The organism is Streptomyces sp. NPDC048057, assembly GCF_040653095.1.
Taxonomy (GTDB): Bacteria; Actinomycetota; Actinomycetes; order Streptomycetales; family Streptomycetaceae; genus Streptomyces.
Genome location: NZ_JBEZNF010000003.1, coordinates 189370 through 208070 on the forward strand (window position 1 = coordinate 189370; position 18701 = coordinate 208070).

Genomic DNA, 18701 nt, shown 5'->3' on the forward strand with positions numbered 1-18701 from the left:
CGGGTCACGCGGCTACCCTGCAAAGCAAAAAACCCCAGGTCAACTGGGGTCTTAGCTGGTGTCCGAGGGGGGACTTGAACCCCCACGCCCGATAAAGGGCACTAGCACCTCAAGCTAGCGCGTCTGCCATTCCGCCACCCGGACCAGGTGTCTGCCGCTCGGCCTGGGCCGTTCCGACGTGGAAAACCATAGCAAACATTCGGGGCGCCGGATCACGCTCCGGCCCCCGCCCGCCGGCCCGCGGAACCGGTGGGGGAATCGAGGGGCGACGACCCTTGGGGGAGCGGGCGGGGCGGGGCAGGATGAGGGGGAGCACCAGCACGACAGCGGGAGGAAGCACGTGAGCGAGCCGAACACGGTCCGTAACGTCTCGGGCGAGGACGAGGTCGTCGATCTGTGCCGGGAGCTGATCCGGATCGACACCAGCAACTACGGGGACCACTCGGGCCCGGGCGAGCGCGCGGCGGCCGAGTACGTCGCGGAGAAGCTCGCGGAGGTGGGGCTCGAACCGAAGATCGTGGAGTCGCACCGGGGGCGCGCCTCCACCGTGGCGCGGATCGAGGGGGAGGACCCGTCCCGGCCCGCCCTGCTCATCCACGGGCACACCGACGTCGTCCCCGCGAACGCCGAGGACTGGACGCACCACCCGTTCTCCGGGGAGATCGCGGACGGCTGCGTGTGGGGCCGGGGCGCGGTCGACATGAAGGACATGGACGCGATGACGCTGGCCGTGGTGCGCGACCGGATGCGCAGCGGGCGCAAGCCCCCGCGCGACGTCGTGCTGGCCTTCGTCGCCGACGAGGAGGCGGGGGGCGCGTACGGCGCCCGCTACCTCGTCGACAAGCACCCGGACTTCTTCGAGGGCGTCTCGGAGGCGATCGGCGAGGTCGGCGGCTTCTCGTTCACCGTGAACGAGAAGCTGCGGCTGTATCTGGTGGAGACCGCCCAGAAGGGCATGCACTGGATGCGGCTGACCGTCGACGGCACCGCGGGCCACGGCTCGATGACCAACGACGACAACGCGATCACCGAGCTGTGCGAGGCGGTGGGGCGGCTCGGGCGGCACCGCTGGCCGGTGCGGATGACGAAGACCGTGCGGTCCTTCCTGGACGAGCTGTCCGACGCGCTCGGGACCCCGCTCGACCCCGAGGACATGGACGCCACGCTCGCCAAGCTCGGCGGCATCGCCAAGATGATCGGCGCGACCCTGCACAACTCGGCCGCGCCCACCATGCTCGGCGCCGGGTACAAGGTGAACGTCATCCCCGGACAGGCGGTCGCGCACGTCGACGGGCGTTTCCTGCCGGGGTACGAGGACGAGTTCCTGACCGAGCTGGACCGGCTGCTCGGGCCGCGGGTGCGGCGCGAGGACGTGCACGCCGACAAGGCGCTGGAGACCAGCTTCGACGGGGACCTGGTGGACGCCATGCAGTCGGCGCTGCGGGCCGAGGACCCCATCGCGCGGGCCGTGCCGTACATGCTCTCCGGCGGTACGGACGCGAAGTCCTTCGACGACCTCGGCATCCGCTGCTTCGGCTTCGCGCCGCTGCAACTGCCGCCGGAGCTGGACTTCGCGGGGATGTTCCACGGCGTGGACGAGCGCGTGCCGGTCGACGGGCTGAAGTTCGGCGTGCGCGTGCTCGACCGCTTCCTCGACCAGTGCTGACCCGGCCCGGTCGGCCCGCGCGTCGGTCCCGCATTCGTTCCTGTGTGCGCGGCTGACTGGAAAGAGTGAAAGCCTCCTTCGTCTCGTAGCCCTCGGTGAGCCCTCCTCGTTACAGCTGTTGCGGTCCGCGGCTGGGACCGCATTGCCTACGAGGAGGAATCATGATCAAGAAGGTCGTCGCTGCCGCAGCAGTCACTGGTGGTCTGGTGCTCGCCGGCGCGGGTGTGGCCACGGCCGACGCGGGTGCTCAGGGTGCCGCCGTGAACTCTCCCGGTGTGCTCTCGGGCAACGTCGTCCAGGTCCCGATTCACATCCCGGTGAACGCCTGTGGCAACACCATCAACGTCATCGGGCTGCTGAACCCCACCTTCGGCAACACCTGCATCAACGGCTGACTGAAGTGACTCGACCCCCGCGGGTTCGAGGGTGAACCCGGGCGGTCCCGGAGCGCGCAGCACGCGTTCCGGGACCGCCCGGCCTTTCCCCCCGGGCGATCGGCCCGGAGGAGATCCCGTACGAGCGAAGAAGGCAGGAAACACCTATGAGACAGGTCACTCGGAAGGGCCTGATCACCATGGCTGCGGCGGGCGGGGCTCTCGCGCTCGGCGGGAGCTACGCCCAGGCGGACTCGGGGGCGTACGGAGCCGCCACCAACTCCCCGGGCGTCGCCTCCGGCAACAACGTCCAGGTCCCGGTCAACGTGCCCGTGAACGCCTGCGGCAACTCCGTCGACGTCGTGGGGCTGCTCAACCCGGCGTTCGGCAACGAGTGCGCCAACACCTCCGCCAAGCCCAAGCCCGTGTCGAACCCCGCGCCGGCCGCGCCCCACCCCGGCACGGCGACGCCGGTCGGCGGCGGTTCGCAGACCGGTGGCGGCGCCCACGCCGGCGGCGGCACGGCGAACTCGCCCGGCGTCGGCTCCGGCAACAACGTCCAGGTCCCCGTCGACGTCCCCGTGAACGCCTGCGGCAACACCGTCGACGTGGTCAGCCTGCTCAACCCGGCCTTCGGCAACGACTGCGCCAACGACAGCTCGATCACCCGGCCGCACGTCCCCGCGCAGCCCGGCGAGCCCAGCAAGCCGCCGACCCCGAGCAAGCCCACCACCCCGGCCACCCCCACGACCCCGCCGACCGCGGTGAAGGGGACCGACCGCGAGCCCAACCGGCCCGTGGCGCACTCCGCCGACCGTCCCGTCGAGACCCTGGCGCAGACCGGTGCCGACTCCCTCGGCCTGATCATCCCGGTGGGCGCCGGGATGCTCCTCGCGGGCGCAGTGCTCTACCGACGGGCGCGCGCCTGAACGCGTGCCCCGGGCACGCGCCGTACGCCCCCGACTGACTCCGGCCGCCCCTTCCTGTCGCGCTCAGGCCGCGCCGCCCGCCGGCCGCACCGCGAAGGGGCGGCACGATCGAGCGGGCCCCGCCGAGGCAGGGCCCGCTTCGCGCTGATCACCACGTGGCGCGCAGCTGACGGATGATGCGTCGACGCAGCCGCACCCTGCGGCTGCCGTCCCTCAGCAGCGTCAGTCGGTCCAACTCCCAGTGTCCGTACTCGGCATGGTCGGTCAGCAGACGGGTCGTCTCCTTGCGGGGAACCCCGCGCGGGACGTACACATCGACAAATTCGTATTCCGGCATCGCATCTATTGTGCGGGCACGGGCCCAGGACGGATAGCGTCTGCACTATGTCTGATGCTGCGCAGCCCACCGCCGCCGAGGTACGTGCCGCCGCCGAGGCGGTCAAGGCCGCCCTCGACCGCCACCTCGCGGCTGTCGAGAACCGCACCGGAGAGGACGACCCGGCCGTCTACGAAGCGTTCAACTCCCTCGCGATGGCGGCGGAGGCGTACGACGAGCACCTCTACGACCGCTACGACGAAGTCACGCCCTTCGAGATCCCGGGGGTGGACGACGCGCTCCCGCCGTACGCGGGCCCCGAGAACCCCAACGCCCTCAGCGTGCTCATCCGCCGGGACTACGCCGTCGTCGAACCGCAGCGGCTGCTCTCGCAGGCACAGCGCCTCGCCGACCTCGACGCCGGCGACCCGGAGCGGGCGCAGGCCGTGGGCGCCAGCCTCCACGCGGCGCTCGGGGTGCTCTTCGGGGAGTACGAACCGGACGAGATCGCCTCCCGGCACAAGGAGTTCGGCCTGGAGGAGGGGGACTCCACGCTCTGGGTGTCCGCCGCCGACGAACTGGCCGAGCCGGGCGAGTGGCTCAGCGCTCCCTTCGAGGCGGACACGCAGCGGGTGGTCTGCCGCTTCGACGTCAGCTCCGTCTTCGACGAGGACGACCTGGGGGAGGAACTGGACGAGGTGCGCCGGTAGGGCGTGTCCGGTGCGGTGAACGGGCCCCGTACCCCTGCTTCGGCAAGGGGGTACGGGGCCCGGGCCGTCACGTCAGCGGGGCTCTCGCCGGACCGTTGACCGGGGTGGCGTCACCTCAGCCGCGGTGCGTCAGCAGCGCCGTGGCGATCGCGACCTGCGCCGGCTCCAGGGCGGACTTGCCGTCCTGGACGTCCCACAGGCCGTTCTGCAGGACGCGGCCGAGGGTCCAGCCCAGCGCCCGTCGCCGGTCCGTGTCGACGGCCTCCGTCAGCACGTCGAAGCGGCGCAGCACCGCGCGCGTGACGTCACCGGACGCCACCACGTCGTCCCACCGGTCGTCCAGTGCGGGCAGCAGGTCGAACCCGGGATCGCCGGCGAGCGGTTCGGGGTCGATGGCGAGCCACGGCTCCCGCTCCCCGGCCAGCACGTTGCCGCTGTGCATGTCCCAGTGGAGCAGTCGGTCCCCGGCGTCGTCGACCAATTCGCGGACGGTGGCCGCGCAGGTCTCCAACAGCTTCCGCTCGACGGGGTCGTGCAGCGCCGGGGCGGCCTGCGGGGTCGCCTCGACCATCGCGGCGGCGATGTCGGACAGCCGGCGCACGCCCTGCGGCGCGGGGACCGCGGTGAGCCGCGCCATCAGTTCGGCGAGCACCTTCAGGGCCGTCTCGCCGTCGGTGAGCGACGACAGGGGACGGGTCGCGTCGAGGCGCTCCAACAACTGGGTCGCGGACGTCTCGTCGTGTTGCAGCAGTCGTACGATGCCGTCGCCGCGCCACGTCCGCAGCCCGTCGGCGACGCCGACGGTCTCCTCCCGGAGCTGTTGGAGCTTCAGGGCGGCGGGTGTGCCGTCGGCCTGGAGCACGGGCAACACCAGGGAGGCCATGCCGTGGGCCGCCGTGCCGTCGAGGCGCAGCTCCCAGCGCTCCAGGAAGCTGTGGCCGAGCCGCGGCAACCCGGCGAGCCAGCGCTGCCTCTCGGGGTTGCCGGCGCCGTAGGTGGCGACGAACGTCTCGGGGACGTCGATCGTCGTCGGTGCGTGCATGAAAAGGGTCTCCTTCGCAGGAACGTCGTCGCACAGCGCGGTTCGGCTGGCGATGCGGGGCGAAGGAGTGGCGGGGGTGCCCGGATGTCGGGCAGGCGTCAATTCATCGGTTCACCGTAACGAACGCGATCACGACGCGCCTGCGATTTATCGGGCGGGGACGCTGCGGACACCCCCCTGGGCGGGTCCGGAAGGCCCCGCGTGGCCCTTCCGGAAGTGCGGCGGCGTGGCGGGCGCCGTCCGGCCGACGGGGCTTCGGGACGGGCAGGGCCTACGACGGCTGGGCCAGCAGGCCCTCCAGGAGGGAGCGCAGGCGGGTCGTACGGGGCTGGCCGGGGGCCGTGGCGACGGCCTGCGGCAGGGCCCGGTCGACGCCGTGGACCACGGAGAGGTGGCGCTCGGCGCGGCCGAAGGCCGTGTACACCCACGGGCGGGTCAGGGCGCCGGCGGTATCGCCGGGCAGCACCACGACCACGGCCGGCCAGCGCAGCGCCGCCGCCTGATGGGCGGTGAGGGCCCAGCCGTGGCGCACCGCGGACTCCACGCGCTCCTTGGGCACGGTCACCGCGGTGCCCGAGCAGTCCAGGTGGAGGCCCCGGGCGTCCGCGGAGACGACCGTGCCGGGCAGGGTGCGGCCGGGGGCGGGGACGTACGCCACCCGGTCGCCCGGGTCGAAGCCGCCGAAGCGGCCCGGGCCCGGATTCAGCCGCTCCTTGAGGGCGGTGTTGAGCGCGCGGGTGCCGGCGGGGCCCTGGTGGGCCACGGTGACCACCTGGGTCTGTTCGGTGGGGACGCCGATGGCGCGGGGCACGGAGTCCGCGACGAGCTGGACCGTGCGGTGCACGGCCTCGCCGGGGTCGCGCACGGGCACGATGACGACTTCCTTCTCCGGCGCCGCCACCTCCGTCAGCTCGCCGATGCCGATGCCGGAGACCAACTCGCCGATCGGGCCCGCGTCCGGAACGCGGGAGGCGACCTTGGGGCACACCCCGGCGGCCAGCAGATCGGCGAAGACCTGGCCGGCGCCGGCCGGGCCGAGCTGACCCGGGTCGCCGCTGAGCAGCAGCCGGGCGCCGTCGGGCAGGGACTCGACGAGGGCCGCGGCGCCCTCCACGTCCAGCCGGGGCGCGTCCAGCACGACGAGCAGGTCCAGCGCGAGGGCACCCTCCTCGTCACGGCCCGGACCGGCGCTCCCGGACAGCAGGGCGGCGACGGTGACCGCGGCGGGGCCCAGGGCGCGGGCGGCCTGCTCGCTGTGGACGGCGACGAGGGCCCGCAGCCCGAGCCCCGCGGCGGTCGCGGCGACGGCGACCGGCTCCGCGCGGGCCGCCTCGCCGCCGGTGTGCGCCACCAGGCCGTGGGCGGCGATCGCACGGGTCAGCTCGGTGGCTTCGGGGGTGGCTTCCCAGCGCTCGTCGGCGCCGGCCTTGGCGATCCGGGCGAGCCCGTCGGCCAGGCTCTCCTCGGCGAGCGCGTACCGGTCCAGCCCGAGCAACAGCGGGGCCGCCGCCCCGGCGGTGCCGTCAGCGGTGTCCCCCTCGTCGGAGGCTTCGCCGGCGTCGCCGCCCTGTTCGTCACCCTGTTCGCCGGAGGGCGCGGCGTCGTCCTGGAACGCGAGTACGGCGCCGTCGGCGACGGCCTGCCGCAGCGCTTCGTCGGGCGCGGGGACCGACCGCTCGGCGAGCCCGGCCAGCACGGCGGAGGCGTCCAGCGCGGTGTGTCCGTGCAGCGCCGCGCGCTCCAACTGCCAGGCGATCAACGCGGCCGTACGCCGCTCGTCGCCCGGTCCGCACGCGTCGCCGAGGAGGGCGCGCGCGAAGCCGTCGGCCTGCTCGGGACGTACGCCGGGCACGCTCAGCAACTGCCAGGGGTCCTCGCGGAGCACCTCGGCGGCCTGCTCGCCCAGCTCCGCCACGGCGCGCGCGGCCACCTCCTGCGGTGCGCCGCCCGCGGCGAGCACGGACCGCACCGCCGCGACGGCCTCCGGCGCCGGGGCGGCGGGCGCCTGCGCCTGCTGGGGAACGGCCGCGGCGCCGCTCGACGGCGCGGGCTCGGCACGCCGCTCGGCCGGACTCGGCGCGGCGGGGGCAGCAGGGCGCGCCGGGGCGGTGTAGAAGGCGCTGGACTTCTCGCCGCTCTCCACGGCCCGTACCGCCGCGAGCAGGTCGGCGGCCGTGCCCGTCAGCTTCGTACCGCTGTCGACCGGGCCGGACTTGTGGGCCTTGCGCTCTTGGATGCGGGCCCTCAGCTCCCGCTGCGCCGCCAGTTCGGCCTGGGCCTCCGACAGCTCCGGGGCGGCGTCAGTCGTGCCGTCGACGTCAGCCCTGTCCTCAGCGTCGGTCGTGCCCTCGGCATCCGCTGCGTCCCCGGCGTCCCCGGCGTCCGTGTCGGTTGCGACGGGGGCGTCGGCGGCCGGCGGCTCGGTCTCGGGCGCGGGCTCGGTGTCGGCCGGGGACGGTCCCCGGGAAGACGCAGTCACAGCGTGCTCCAGTCCTGGTCGGGATAGCGGTGCACGGGCGCCGACACGTCGTCGAGCGCCTGGCAGATCTCGTCGGGAAGCGTAAGCGTCTCCACTGACAAAGCGGTCGTGAGCTGCTGTGCGTTGCGCGCGCCGACGATGGGGGCGACCACGCCGGGGCGGTCCCTGACCCAGGCGAGCGCCACGTGCAGCGCGGAGGTGGCGAGCCCGTCGGCGGCGGTGACCACGGCGTCCACCACGCCGGCGGCCGCCTCGTCCAGATACGGATCGACGAAGGCGCCCAGCCGCTCGGACGCTCCCCGGGAGTCCGACGGCACACCCGTCCGGTACTTCCCCGTCAGCACGCCGCGGCCCAGGGGCGAGGACGGCAGCAGCCCCACCCCGAGGTCCAGCGCCGCGGGCAGCACCTCGCGCTCCACACCGCGTTGGAGGAGCGAGTACTCCATCTGGGTGCTGGCGAGCCGGGTGCGGGTGCCCGGGGCGGCCAACTGCCAGGTCGCGGCCTTCGCGAGCTGCCATCCGCAGAAGTTCGACACGCCGGCGTACCGCGCCCGGCCGCTGCTGACGGCGATGTCCAGCGCCTGGAGGGTCTCCTCCAGCGGGGTCTGCGGATCGAAGGCGTGCACCTGCCACAGGTCGACGTAGTCCGTGCCGAGGCGCTGGAGGGAGTCGTCGAGCGCGGCGAGCAGATGCCCGCGCGAGCCGTCGAAGCGCCGGTCGGGGTCGGGGACGCCGCCCGCCTTCGTCGCGATCACCAGATCGCGCCGGGGCACCAGGCGCTCCACCAACTGCCCCAGCACGTACTCGGCATCGCCGCCGCCGTACACGTCGGCGGTGTCGACGAGCGTGCCGCCCGCCTCCCAGAACGCCTTCAGCTGATCGGCGGCGTCGTGCTCATCGGTGTCCCGGCCCCAGGTCAGGGTGCCGAGTCCGATCCGGGACACGCGCAGGCCGGTGCGGCCGAGATGCCTCTGCTCCATGAGGGCTGAGATTACTGGCCAAGGGCACACGCCGAGAGAGCCTGTGGACAACCGTCGTGGCGCACACCACCACCGGGCACCCCGCACTGCCCCTGACGCCGTGGGGCAGCGCGCGCTAGAGTCCCCCGGACAAGCGACGTTACTGATCGGTAAGGGGAGTGGTTATGCGGCTCGGCATCAACCTCGGTTACTGGGGCGCGGGCATGGACGGCGACAACCTGGCCGTCGCCCAGGAGGCCGACAGGCTCGGCTACGACGTCTGCTGGGCCGCGGAGGCGTACGGCTCCGACGCCCCCACCGTGCTGAGCTGGGTCGCCGCCCGCACCGAACGCATCGACGTGGGCTCCGCGATCATGCAGATCCCGGCCCGCCAGCCCGCCATGACGGCGATGACCGCCGCCACCCTCGACTCGCTGTCCGGCGGTCGCTTCCGGCTCGGCCTCGGCGTCTCCGGCCCGCAGGTCTCCGAGGGCTGGTACGGCGTGAAGTTCGACAAGCCGCTCTCCCGCACCCGCGAGTACGTCGAGATCGTCCGCAAGGCGATGGCCCGCGAGCGGCTGACCCACGAGGGCGAGCACTGGACCCTCCCGCTCCCCGGCGGCCCCGGCAAGCCGATCAAGCTCACCGTCCACCCCCAGCGCGAGCACATCCCGCTCTACATCGCCGCCATCGGCCCCAAGAACCTGGAGCAGACCGGTGAGATCGCCGACGGCGCGCTGCTGATCTTCCCCTCGGCCGCCCACCTGGAGGAGACCGCCCTGCGACCGCTGCGCGCGGGCCGCGAGAAGGCCGGCAAGACCATGGAGGGCTTCGACGTCTGCCCCACCGTCCCGCTCGCCCTCGGCGACGACGTCGCGGCCCTCGCCGACACCTTCCGCCCGTACACCGCCCTGTACGTCGGCGGCATGGGCAGCCGGAAGCAGAACTTCTACAACCAGCTCGCCCAGCGCATGGGGTACGAGAAGGAGGCCGCCGAGATCCAGGACAAGTACCTGGCCGGGGACAAGGACGGCGCCGCCGCGGCCGTACCGCAGCAGCTGATCGACTCCACCACCCTGCTCGGACCGGTGGAGCGGATCGCCGAGGGGATGCGGGCCTACGCGGACGCCGGCGTCACCACCCTCACCCTCGCCCCCGCCGGCTTCACGCTCGACGAGCGGATCGCCGGACTCCGCGCGGGCACCGAGGCACTGGAGCGCGCCGGGCTGGCCTAGGGCCTTTCTTTCGGATCAGGCTGGATCAGGGTGGGGGTGCCCCCACGCCCTCCACGCCCTCCGGGCGTAGGGGGAGGGGTCTGGTGCCGTGGATCTCAAGGCGGAGGATGGGGGTACTCCCCCACGGCTACGCGTGGGGGCGCCCCCACCCGGGCCGCTAGGCCCAGGGGGAGAGTCAATGCGGTGGGGGTACCACCGTGCCCGCAGGGCACAGGGGGCTATTGGCGACCGACGACAACGCGGAGTGGGGTCACCTCCCGGGCCGAAGGCCCAGGGGGAGAGGCACCAGGGCACGCGAGCCCAGCAAGACCCGTAAGACAGGCCCTAGCCGCGGCGGACGACGGCAGGGCTCGCCCGAAGCGATCGGGCAAGCCCTGTGGTCCGTGGCCGTGGTGGGGGCTCGGGGGCACCTCCCCGCCACGGCCGTCACGCGTACAACGCCCGTGCTCCCGCACCGGTTACTGCTTCCCGCAGGGGCACGGGTGAGCGACCGCCTGGAGCACGCCGTACCCCGTTCGGCGGATCCGCCCGACCTGAGCTGTTGCCACCTCGGCCGCACCGCACTTGACTCGTTCTTTGCGGATGCCTTCAGGAGGTGCCAGTCATGCTCTCGGCCCGAAGCCTGTTCCAGGAAATCATCGACAACGACGACTCCTACCAACTCTTCTGCTCCATCGCGGCCAGCGGCGAGGCCCAGGGCGGTTGGGAGAACGCCCGGATCGCCGCCCTGGTGCCCCCCGAACTCCAGGAGCTGGGCCCCAGGATCACCCGCCACGGCGCCGACGAGGACAAGCACGGCCGGATCTTCAACGCCCTCCTGAAGAAGCGCGGGCTCGAACCCGTCCCCGTACCGCCGGAGGCCGACTACACCATGCTCCTGGAGGGCCGGGGCATCGGACTGGCACACGAGAAGCTGGGCCGCGACGAACCCCTGAGCGAAGAGGACATCGTCGTGTACCTCTCCCACAGCAGGGTCACCGAACAGCGCGCGGCCGACCAGATGGACATGCTGCTCACCTTCTTCGGGGACCACCCCGAGGTCGGCAAGGCCATCAAGATGATCTCCAACGACGAGACCAACCACCTCGCGTACTGCCACGAGGAACTGCTGCGCCTCGCCGCTGCCGGACACGGCCGCACCATCCACCGCGTACTGCGCCAGTGCGCACTTGCGGAGATCGCGATCTACCGCGACGTCAGCCTCGCCGTGATGGCCCACATGGGCCGGCTGCTGGGCTGGCCGCGGTCCAAGTCGGCCGTGCTCGCCACCGGCATCCGCGGGCTGTACGCGTACGAGCGGCTGGGCGGCTGGCGGCGCATGGTCAGCCTGGCGATGCCGGAGCGCCGCGGCGCGTTGGACGGACCCGCGACCGCGGCCCCGGCGATCTGACGGCCCCGCACCGGCCGCGGACCGCCGGCCGGTGCGCTCAGAGCCAGCCGCGGCGCTTGAAGAGCCGGTGCAGGCCCCACACCACCACGGCCATCAGCACCAGGACGGTCGGATAGCCGCCCACCCACCTCAGCTCCGGCATGTGGTGGAAGTTCATCCCGTAGATGCCCGCGACCATCGTGGGCACCGCGGCCATCGCCGCCCACGCCGAGATCTTCCGCATGTCGTCGTTCTGCCGCACCCCCTGCTGCGCCAGATGGGCCGCCAGGATGTCCGACAGCAGCCGGTCCAACGCCTCGACCTGTTCGTTCGCCCGCGTCAGATGGTCCTCGACGTCCCGGAAGAAGGGCCGGGAGCGCTCGTGGACGAACGGCACGCCGGTGCCCGCCAGCCGGGACATCGGGCCCACCAGCGGCCCGCTGGCCCGCCGGAACTCCAGCAGCTGCCGCTTGAACTGGTAGATCCGCGCAGCCGTCGGCCGGCCCGAACCGCCGTCCCCGCCGGGCGAGAAGACCTCCGTCTCCAACTCCTCCAGGTCCAACTGGAGCTCCCCGGCGACCTCGATGTAGTCGTCGACGACCGCGTCGCTCACCGCGTACAGCACCGCCGTCGGACCGTGCGCCAACACCTTGGGGTCGCCCTCCAGCCGGCGGCGCACCGCCGCCAACGGCGCCCCCGAGCCGTGGCGGACGGTCACCACGAAGCAGTCGCCCATGAAGAGCATCAGCTCGCCCGTGGTGACGACGTCGGCCTCCGGCTCGTACACCACCGGCTTCAGGACCACGAACAGCGAGTCGTCGTACACCTCCAGCTTGGGGCGCTGATGGGCCCGCAGCGCGTCCTCCACGGCCAGCGGATGGAGCCCGAAGGCGTCCCGCACCAGGTCGAACTCGCCCTCCGTCGGCTCGTGGACCCCCACCCACAAGAAGGCGTCGCCGCTGGCCCGGGCCGCGGCCAGGGCGGCGGAGAAGTCGTCGGGGGCCGCCACGCGGCGGCCCTTGCGGTAGACGGCGCAGTCCACGATCACGGCGTGCTCCCTTCCCCGCGCGCGCTCCGCGCACACGTGTCGTCGGCCGGGCGGGCCCCGTGCGTCCCACGCGTCGGCCCCGTGCGCCTACCCTGGCGGGCATGGCCACGCTGATCCTCGTACGTCACGGACGTTCCACCGCCAACACCGCGGCGGTGCTCGCCGGCCGCACCCCCGGGGTCCACCTCGACGAGCGCGGCGGCGCGCAGGCGGCGGGCCTTCCCGGGCGGCTCGCCGGAGTGCCGCTCGCCCTCGCGGTCAGCAGCCCGCTGGAGCGCTGCCGCGAGACCCTGCAACCCCTCCTCGACTCCCGGCCCGGGCTCGACCTGCGCGTCGACGAGCGGATCGGGGAGTGCGACTACGGCGACTGGTCCGGGCGCAAGCTGGCGGAACTCGCCGGCGAACCCCTGATGGAGGTCGTCCAGCACCACCCGTCGGCCGCCGCCTTCCCCGGCGGGGAGTCCCTGCGCGGCATGCAGCAGCGCGCCGTGGAGGCCGTGCGCGACTGGAACGACCGGGTGGACGCCGAGCACGGCGAGGACGCCCGCTATCTGATGTGCTCGCACGGGGACGTCATCAAGTCCGTCGTCGCCGACGCCCTCGGCCTTCACCTCGACCTCTTCCAACGCATCCACGTCGAGCCCTGCTCCGTCACCGTCGTCCGCTACACCCGCACCCGGCCCTTCCTGGCCCGCCTCGGGGACACCGGGGACCTCGGTCCGCTGGTGCCGAACCCGGCGGGCGAGGCCCCGGCCGGAGCCGGCGCGGAGGGCGACGCGGTCGTCGGAGGCGGCGCGGGCGCCCCGTGATCGTCGGGCGCAGTAGGGTTGGACGGGCCCGGCCCGATCCGTAAGACAGGCCCTAGTGCCTGAACGGCAGCAGAGTCCACCCCACATTTCCCCGTGGGCGTTCCCGAATCTTGAGGGAGTCAGAGCGTGTCCCGTCAGGTGTTCCTCTACGACCCGCCGGACCGGTTCGTCGCCGGTACGGTCGGGCTCCCCGGACGCCGTACGTTCTTCCTCCAGGCGTCCGCCGGAGGGCGCGTCACCAGCGTCGCGCTGGAGAAGACGCAGGTCGCAGCACTTGCGGAGCGAATCGACGAACTGCTCGACGAAGTCGTGCGCCGCACCGGGGGCAACGCCCCGGTGCCCGCGGTCGCCCCCACCGACATCGCCGACACCGCGCCGCTGGACGTGCCGGTCGAGGAGGAGTTCCGCGTCGGCACCATGGCCCTGGCCTGGGACGGCGAGGAACAGCGCATGATCGTCGAGGCGCAGGCGCTGGTCGAGTTGGACGCCGACTCCGAGGAGGACCTGGCCGAGGCCGAGGAGCGGCTGCTCCAGGACGAGGAGAACGGCCCGCCGATGCTGCGCGTCCGCCTCAGCGGGGCCCAGGCGCGCGCCTTCGCCAAGCGGGCCCTGGACGTGGTGAACGCGGGCCGCCCGCCGTGCCCGCTGTGCAGCCTCCCGCTCGACCCGGAAGGACACGTATGTCCGCGCCAGAACGGATACCGCAGGGGAGCGTGACCGGCCCCGACCTGCTGACCTTGCTCACCGACGGCGAGCTGACCGTGCGCGGCCGGATCCGTGAGGCGTCCAACGCCGCGCTGCTGTGCACGGTCGCCCACGAGGGCCGGGAAGCCTCCTGCATCTACAAGCCCGTCGCCGGCGAGCGCCCGCTGTGGGACTTCCCCGACGGCACCCTCGCCCAGCGCGAGGTGGCCGCGTACGAGGTCTCCGAAGCGCTGGGCTGGGGGCTCGTACCGCCGACCGTGCTGCGCGACGGCCCCTACGGCGAGGGCATGGTGCAGCTCTGGATCGACGCCGACCCCGGGGCCGAACTGCTCGCCCTGGTCGAGGGCGAGGAGCCGGGCGAGGGGTGGAAGGCGATCGGCTTCGCCGAGGTCGGCGAGGGCCGCACCGCGCTCCTGGTGCACGCGGACGACGAACGGCTGCGGCGGCTCGCCGTCCTCGACGCGGTGATCAACAACGGCGACCGCAAGGGCGGACACCTGCTGCCCGCGCCCGACGGCGCGCTGTACGCCATCGACCACGGCGTCACCTTCAACGCGGACGCCAAGCTGCGCACCCTGCTGTGGGGCTGGGCGGGGGAGCCGCTGCCCGCCGACGCCCTCGCGGCCCTGGAGGAGCTGGCGAGGGCGCTGACGCCGGGGCGGCAGCTCGCCACCCGACTGGGGGAACTGCTCACCCCGGCCGAGGTCGACGCGATCCGCGCCCGGGTGGAGCGACTGCGCGACAGCGGACGGCACCCCGCGCCCTCGGGGGAGTGGCCGGCCATTCCCTGGCCCCCGATGTGATGTCCCCCGCCCCCGGTTAGGGCCTCTCGTTTGGATCGGGCTGGATCAGGGTGGGGGTGCCCCCACGCCCTCCGGGCGTAGGGGAGGGGTCTGGTGTCGTGGATCTCAAGGCGGAGGAGGGAGTCAATGCGGTGGGGGTACCACCGTGCCCGCAGGGCACAGGGGGCTATTGGCGACCGACGAGAACGCGGCGTGGGGGTACCTCCCGGGCCGTAGGCCCAGGGGGAATGGTGCCAGGGCACGCGAGCCCAGCAAGATCCAAACGAAAGACCCTAGGTCCCGACACCGCCCCGGCCTGCGGCGAGGGCCCGCGGGGCGGGGCCGGAGCCAAGTCGTTGTACCCCACACGCGCACATGGACGTGGCCTACGGTTAGGCTCGAAGGCATGCATGCCTGGCCCGCTTCTGAGGTCCCCGCCCTGCCCGGCAAGGGCCGCGACCTCCGGATCCACTCCACCGCGGACGAGGGTCCCGTCACCCTCGTCCCCGGCCCCGTCGCCCGTATCTACGTCTGCGGCATCACGCCGTACGACGCGACCCACCTGGGTCACGCGGCGACCTACAACGCGTTCGACCTCGTGCAGCGCGTGTGGCTCGACACCAAGCGGCAGGTTCACTACGTCCAGAACGTCACCGACATCGACGATCCGCTCCTGGAGCGCGCGGTGCGGGACGGCGAGGACTGGACCCTCCTCGCGGAGCGCGAGACCGCGCTCTTCCGCGAGGACATGACCGCCCTGCGGATGCTGCCGCCGCAGCACTACATCGGTGCGGTGGAGTCGATACCCGGCATCGTTCCGCTGGTGGAACGACTGCGCGACGCCGGCGCCGCCTACGAACTCGACGGCGACACCTACTTCTCCGTCGAGAGCGACCCCCACTTCGGCGAGGTCTCGCACCTGGACGCGGAAACGATGCGGCTGCTCTCCGCCGAGCGCGGCGGCGACCCCGAGCGCCCCGGCAAGAAGAACCCCCTCGACCCGCTGCTGTGGCTGGCCGCCCGCGACGGCGAGCCCCACTGGGACGGCGGCAGCCTCGGCCCCGGCCGCCCCGGCTGGCACATCGAGTGCGTGGCCATCGCCCTGGAACACCTCGGCATGGGCTTCGACGTGCAGGGCGGCGGCTCCGACCTGGCGTTCCCGCACCACGAGATGGGCGCGTCGCACGCCCACGCCGTCACCGGCGAGCACCCCTTCGCCAAGGCGTACGTCCACGCCGGCATGGTGGCGCTGGACGGCGAGAAGATGTCCAAGTCCCGGGGCAACCTGGTCTTCGTCTCCGCGCTGCGGCGCGACGGCGTCGACCCGGCGGCCATCCGGCTGGCGCTGCTCGCCCACCACTACCGGGCGGACTGGGAGTGGACGGACGAGGACCTGACGGGCGCGGTGGCGCGGCTCGACCGCTGGCGCGCCGCGGTCTCGCGCCCCGACGGGCCGTCTGCCGACGACCTGTTGGAAGAGGTCCGGGAGGCGCTCGCGAACGACCTCGACGCCCCCGCCGCGCTCGCCGCGGTGGACCGCTGGGCGGAGCGCCAGCAGTCCGAGGGCGGTACGGACGAGGGCGCGCCCGGGCTGGTGTCCCGCACCGTGGACGCCCTGTTGGGCGTGGCGCTCTGACGACGCGTTGACGGCCCTCTTCCCGAGGGCCGTGGCCGAACCGGGTCGCCGGGGGTGTGTCGCCCCCGGCGACCCGCTGACTTTCGGTCAGCGCGGGGTGTGACGTCCACGGGTGTGGCAGGTTGTCGGTGTTCCTTGGGACATCGACCGGAAGGACGCTCCATGCAACGCTCCTTCGCGCGAAGAGGGGTCCTGGGCGCTGCCGCCGCCCTCGGCGGCGCGGCCCTCCTCGCACCGCTCGCTCCGGCCGCCGCGGCGGCGGGGACCGCCCGCGCCCCGTGGCCCACCCGCTTTCCGCTGCCCCGCGGCTTCCGGCCCGAGGGCATCGCGATCGGCGCCAGCCCGTACGCCTACTTCGGCTCGCTCGCCGACGGCTCCGTCTACCGGGTCGCCCTCGCCACCGGCCGCGGCCGGATCGTCGCCCCGCCGCTCGGGCCGGAACACAACGTCGTGGGGCTCAAGATCGACCGCCGCGAGCGTCAACTCTTCCTCTGCGGCGGCTGGAACCGGGAGATCCGCGTCGTCGACGCCAGGACGGGCGGCCCGCTCGCCGCGTACACCGGCCTCGGCGCCCCGGACACCGGGATCAACGACGTGGTGCTCGCTCCCGGCGCCGCCTGGTTCACGGACTCCTTTAACGCCCATCTGTTCCGGCTGCCGCTCGACCGGCACGACGAACCGACCGGCCCCGTCGAGACGGTGGCGCTGACCGGGGAGTGGGAGCAGGGCCCGGGCTTCACCACCAACGGGATCTCCCGCACCCCCGACGGCCGCGCCCTGCTGGTGGCGAACACCGTCATCGACGGCGGCGGGCTGGTGCGGGTGGACCCGGGGACCGGGCGCTGCCGCCGCGTCGACCTCGACGGGCTGCGACTGCCCTTCGCCGACGGGCTGTTGTTGCTGGGGCGGCTCCTCTACGTGGTGCAGCAGCAGCTCAACACGGTCAACGTGGTGCGGCTGGACGACGCCGGTACGCGGGGGACGGAGGTCGCCCGGATCACGGACGCGCGCTTCAGGATCCCGACGACCGCCGCGGCGTACGGGAACCGGATCTATCTGCCGAACGCCCGCTTCGACGTCGAGCCGACGCCGGACACCGAGTACGACGTGGTCGCGGTGCGACGCGTACGGGACTGAACAGACGGGAAGGGGCGGCGCCCGCACTGCCGGGCACCGCCCCTTCCTTCTCGCCTCACGCGTCGGCGCCGTGCCTCACTCGTCGGCGTCCGACTCGCGGGACCGACCCGACCCTCCTGATTCGCCGGACCGACCCGACTCGCCCGACTCCCCGGACCTGTCGGCCGGTCCCGGTCCCTCGGAACCTTCGGCTCTCTCGTCCCCGTCGGACTCCGCGGTCGAGTCCGCGTCCGCAGCGCCCTGGTCGTCGTCGGACCGGCCCTGCTCCGGCTCGTCCCGCTCGGGCCGCCCCGCCTTCGGCGGTCGGTTCGCCCCGCCGGTCACGTCCCGCAGCCCCGAGGTGTCCCTCAGGTACGGAGCGCCGGGGCCGCCCGCCGTCGGGCCGCCCTCACCGCCGTCCGCGACGATGCCGGGGCCCGTGCCCGGTCCGCCGTCCCGCCGCCGCAGATAGCGCTCGAACTCGCGCGCGATGGCCTCGCCCGACGCCTCCGGCAGCTCCGCGGTGTCCCGGGCCTCCTCCAGCGTCTGCACGTACTCCGCCACCTCGCTGTCCTCGGCGGCCAGTTGGTCCACGCCGAGCTGCCACGCCCGGGCGTCCTCCGGCAGTTCGCCCAGCGGGATGTGCAGCTCGATCAGGTCTTCCAGGCGGTTGAGCAGCGCCAGCGTCGCCTTGGGGTTCGGCGGCTGCGACACGTAGTGCGGCACCGCCGCCCACAGGCTCACCGCGGGAACGCCCGCGTGCGTGCACGCCTCCTGGAGGATGCCGACGATCCCGGTGGGGCCCTCGTAGCGGGTCTCCTCCAGATTCATCGTCCGGGCGAGGTCCGGATCGGAGGTGATGCCGCTGACCGGCACCGGGCGGGTGTGCGGGGTGTCACCGAGCAGTGCGCCCAGGATCACCACCATCTCCACGCCCAACTCGTGGGCGATGCCCAGGATCTCGTTGCAGAACGAACGCCACCGCATGGACGGCTCGATGCCGCGCACCAGGACCAGGTCCCGCGGTTTGTCGCCGCCGACCCGCACCACCGAGAGCCGGGTCGTGGGCCAGGTGATCTTCCGTGCTCCGCCGTCCAGGAACACCGTGGGCCGGTTGACCTGGAAGTCGTAGTAGTCCTCGGCGTCGAGCGCCGCGAACACCTCCCCCTTCCACTCCCGCTCCAGGTGTGCGACCGCGGTGGAGGCTGCGTCGCCGGCGTCGTTCCAGCCCTCGAACGCGGCCACCATGACCGGGTCGATCAGCTCGGGTACCCCCTCGAGCTCGACCACCCAGTGCCTCCTTCCTACGTCTTCTTCCGTACGCCCCAACCTTACGGCTTGCGGGCCGGGCCGCCGCAGTCCCGTGCACGCCAGGGTGAACTTCGGCTGATCTTGAGCAACGATGGAACCAACGCGGATTCATCCGAGCTGTCGCCTTGGAAGTCCGCCCCGACTCCGGTGAATTCGGTCGTACCTCTGGACTCCCCATGCGCTGCGGCGCTATACATCGGACGATCAAGAGGTCG

At 73.1% G+C, this 18701-nt stretch carries 17 protein-coding genes and 1 tRNA gene; 11 read left to right on the forward strand and 7 right to left on the reverse strand.

From position 1 onward, the window contains the following. Window positions 1-56: 56 nt before the first annotated feature. Window positions 57-144: transfer RNA gene (locus AB0E05_RS04625), tRNA-Leu, on the reverse strand. A gap of 196 nt (window positions 145-340) precedes the next feature. Here AB0E05_RS04625 and AB0E05_RS04630 point away from each other — a divergent pair. The 3 genes from AB0E05_RS04630 to AB0E05_RS04640 all read left to right on the forward strand — a co-directional run bounded on the left by AB0E05_RS04630 (window position 341) and on the right by AB0E05_RS04640 (window position 2969). Continuing rightward, window positions 341-1666 (forward strand): M20/M25/M40 family metallo-hydrolase, encoded by a 1326-nt coding sequence (locus AB0E05_RS04630; protein WP_361958682.1) that lies wholly within the window; start codon window positions 341-343, stop codon window positions 1664-1666. 161 nt (window positions 1667-1827) lie between these two features. Next, window positions 1828-2061, forward strand: coding sequence for a chaplin (locus AB0E05_RS04635; RefSeq protein ID WP_361958685.1), 234 nt, complete (start codon window positions 1828-1830; stop codon window positions 2059-2061). A 146-nt stretch (window positions 2062-2207) separates the two neighbouring features. Next, on the forward strand, window positions 2208-2969 hold the full coding sequence (locus AB0E05_RS04640; protein WP_361958688.1) for a chaplin: 762 nt from the start codon (window positions 2208-2210) through the stop codon (window positions 2967-2969). Window positions 2970-3117: 148 nt separating this feature from the next. Here the strand turns inward: AB0E05_RS04640 and AB0E05_RS04645 are convergent, their stop codons facing one another. Continuing rightward, entirely contained in the window at window positions 3118-3306 is a 189-nt protein-coding gene (locus AB0E05_RS04645) for a DUF5703 family protein (RefSeq protein WP_361535552.1), read from the reverse strand. A gap of 47 nt (window positions 3307-3353) precedes the next feature. Here AB0E05_RS04645 and AB0E05_RS04650 point away from each other — a divergent pair, with 47 nt between their 5' ends. Further along, entirely contained in the window at window positions 3354-3995 is a 642-nt protein-coding gene (locus AB0E05_RS04650; RefSeq protein WP_361958693.1) for a hypothetical protein, read from the forward strand. A gap of 115 nt (window positions 3996-4110) precedes the next feature. On the opposite strand, the gene AB0E05_RS04655 is transcribed toward AB0E05_RS04650, so the two are convergent. The 3 genes from AB0E05_RS04655 to AB0E05_RS04665 form a co-directional block, all read right to left on the reverse strand. After that, window positions 4111-5037 carry an aminoglycoside phosphotransferase family protein gene (locus tag AB0E05_RS04655; protein ID WP_361958696.1) on the reverse strand — a complete coding sequence of 309 codons (927 nt, stop codon included), beginning with the start codon at window positions 5035-5037 and terminating at the stop codon, window positions 4111-4113. A 271-nt stretch (window positions 5038-5308) separates the two neighbouring features. Next, the gene (locus AB0E05_RS04660; RefSeq protein ID WP_361958699.1) at window positions 5309-7516 is read right to left on the reverse strand and encodes an ATP-dependent RecD-like DNA helicase; all 2208 of its coding nucleotides are present in this window, start codon (window positions 7514-7516) and stop codon (window positions 5309-5311) included. Then, a complete protein-coding gene (locus tag AB0E05_RS04665) occupies window positions 7513-8496 on the reverse strand; it encodes an aldo/keto reductase (RefSeq protein ID WP_361958702.1) in 984 nt (327 codons plus the stop codon). Before AB0E05_RS04665 ends, AB0E05_RS04660 begins: the two co-directional genes overlap by 4 nt. 164 nt (window positions 8497-8660) lie before the next feature. Between AB0E05_RS04665 and AB0E05_RS04670 the strand changes: the two genes are divergently transcribed. Together AB0E05_RS04670 and AB0E05_RS04675 are read left to right on the forward strand one after the other, a co-directional pair. Further along, window positions 8661-9710: an LLM class F420-dependent oxidoreductase gene (locus AB0E05_RS04670; protein ID WP_361958705.1), complete on the forward strand. Its 1050-nt coding sequence runs from the start codon at window positions 8661-8663 to the stop codon at window positions 9708-9710. Window positions 9711-10314: 604 nt separating this feature from the next. Further along, window positions 10315-11100 carry a ferritin-like domain-containing protein gene (locus AB0E05_RS04675; protein ID WP_361958708.1) on the forward strand — a complete coding sequence of 262 codons (786 nt, stop codon included), beginning with the start codon at window positions 10315-10317 and terminating at the stop codon, window positions 11098-11100. A 37-nt stretch (window positions 11101-11137) separates the two neighbouring features. Here AB0E05_RS04675 and AB0E05_RS04680 read toward each other — a convergent pair whose 3' ends face one another. Then, the gene (locus tag AB0E05_RS04680) at window positions 11138-12127 is read right to left on the reverse strand and encodes a magnesium and cobalt transport protein CorA (RefSeq protein WP_361958711.1); all 990 of its coding nucleotides are present in this window, start codon (window positions 12125-12127) and stop codon (window positions 11138-11140) included. Window positions 12128-12228: 101 nt separating this feature from the next. Between AB0E05_RS04680 and AB0E05_RS04685 the strand changes: the two genes are divergently transcribed. The 5 genes from AB0E05_RS04685 (at window position 12229) to AB0E05_RS04705 (ending at window position 17196) form a co-directional block, all read left to right on the forward strand. Then, entirely contained in the window at window positions 12229-12936 is a 708-nt protein-coding gene (locus AB0E05_RS04685; protein ID WP_361958714.1) for a histidine phosphatase family protein, read from the forward strand. A 126-nt stretch (window positions 12937-13062) separates the two neighbouring features. Next, window positions 13063-13653: a DUF3090 domain-containing protein gene (locus tag AB0E05_RS04690; protein WP_361958717.1), complete on the forward strand. Its 591-nt coding sequence runs from the start codon at window positions 13063-13065 to the stop codon at window positions 13651-13653. Further along, the gene (locus tag AB0E05_RS04695) at window positions 13617-14444 is read left to right on the forward strand and encodes an SCO1664 family protein (RefSeq protein WP_361958719.1); all 828 of its coding nucleotides are present in this window, start codon (window positions 13617-13619) and stop codon (window positions 14442-14444) included. Before AB0E05_RS04690 ends, AB0E05_RS04695 begins: the two co-directional genes overlap by 37 nt. A 385-nt stretch (window positions 14445-14829) precedes the next feature. Next, window positions 14830-16059: a cysteine--1-D-myo-inosityl 2-amino-2-deoxy-alpha-D-glucopyranoside ligase gene (gene mshC, locus AB0E05_RS04700; RefSeq protein WP_361958721.1), complete on the forward strand. Its 1230-nt coding sequence runs from the start codon at window positions 14830-14832 to the stop codon at window positions 16057-16059. Between the two features lie 162 nt (window positions 16060-16221). After that, a complete protein-coding gene (locus tag AB0E05_RS04705; RefSeq protein ID WP_361958724.1) occupies window positions 16222-17196 on the forward strand; it encodes a superoxide dismutase in 975 nt (324 codons plus the stop codon). Window positions 17197-17271: 75 nt separating this feature from the next. Here the strand turns inward: AB0E05_RS04705 and AB0E05_RS04710 are convergent, their stop codons facing one another. Next, window positions 17272-18465 carry a PAC2 family protein gene (locus AB0E05_RS04710; RefSeq protein ID WP_361958727.1) on the reverse strand — a complete coding sequence of 398 codons (1194 nt, stop codon included), beginning with the start codon at window positions 18463-18465 and terminating at the stop codon, window positions 17272-17274. Window positions 18466-18701 lie beyond the last annotated feature (236 nt).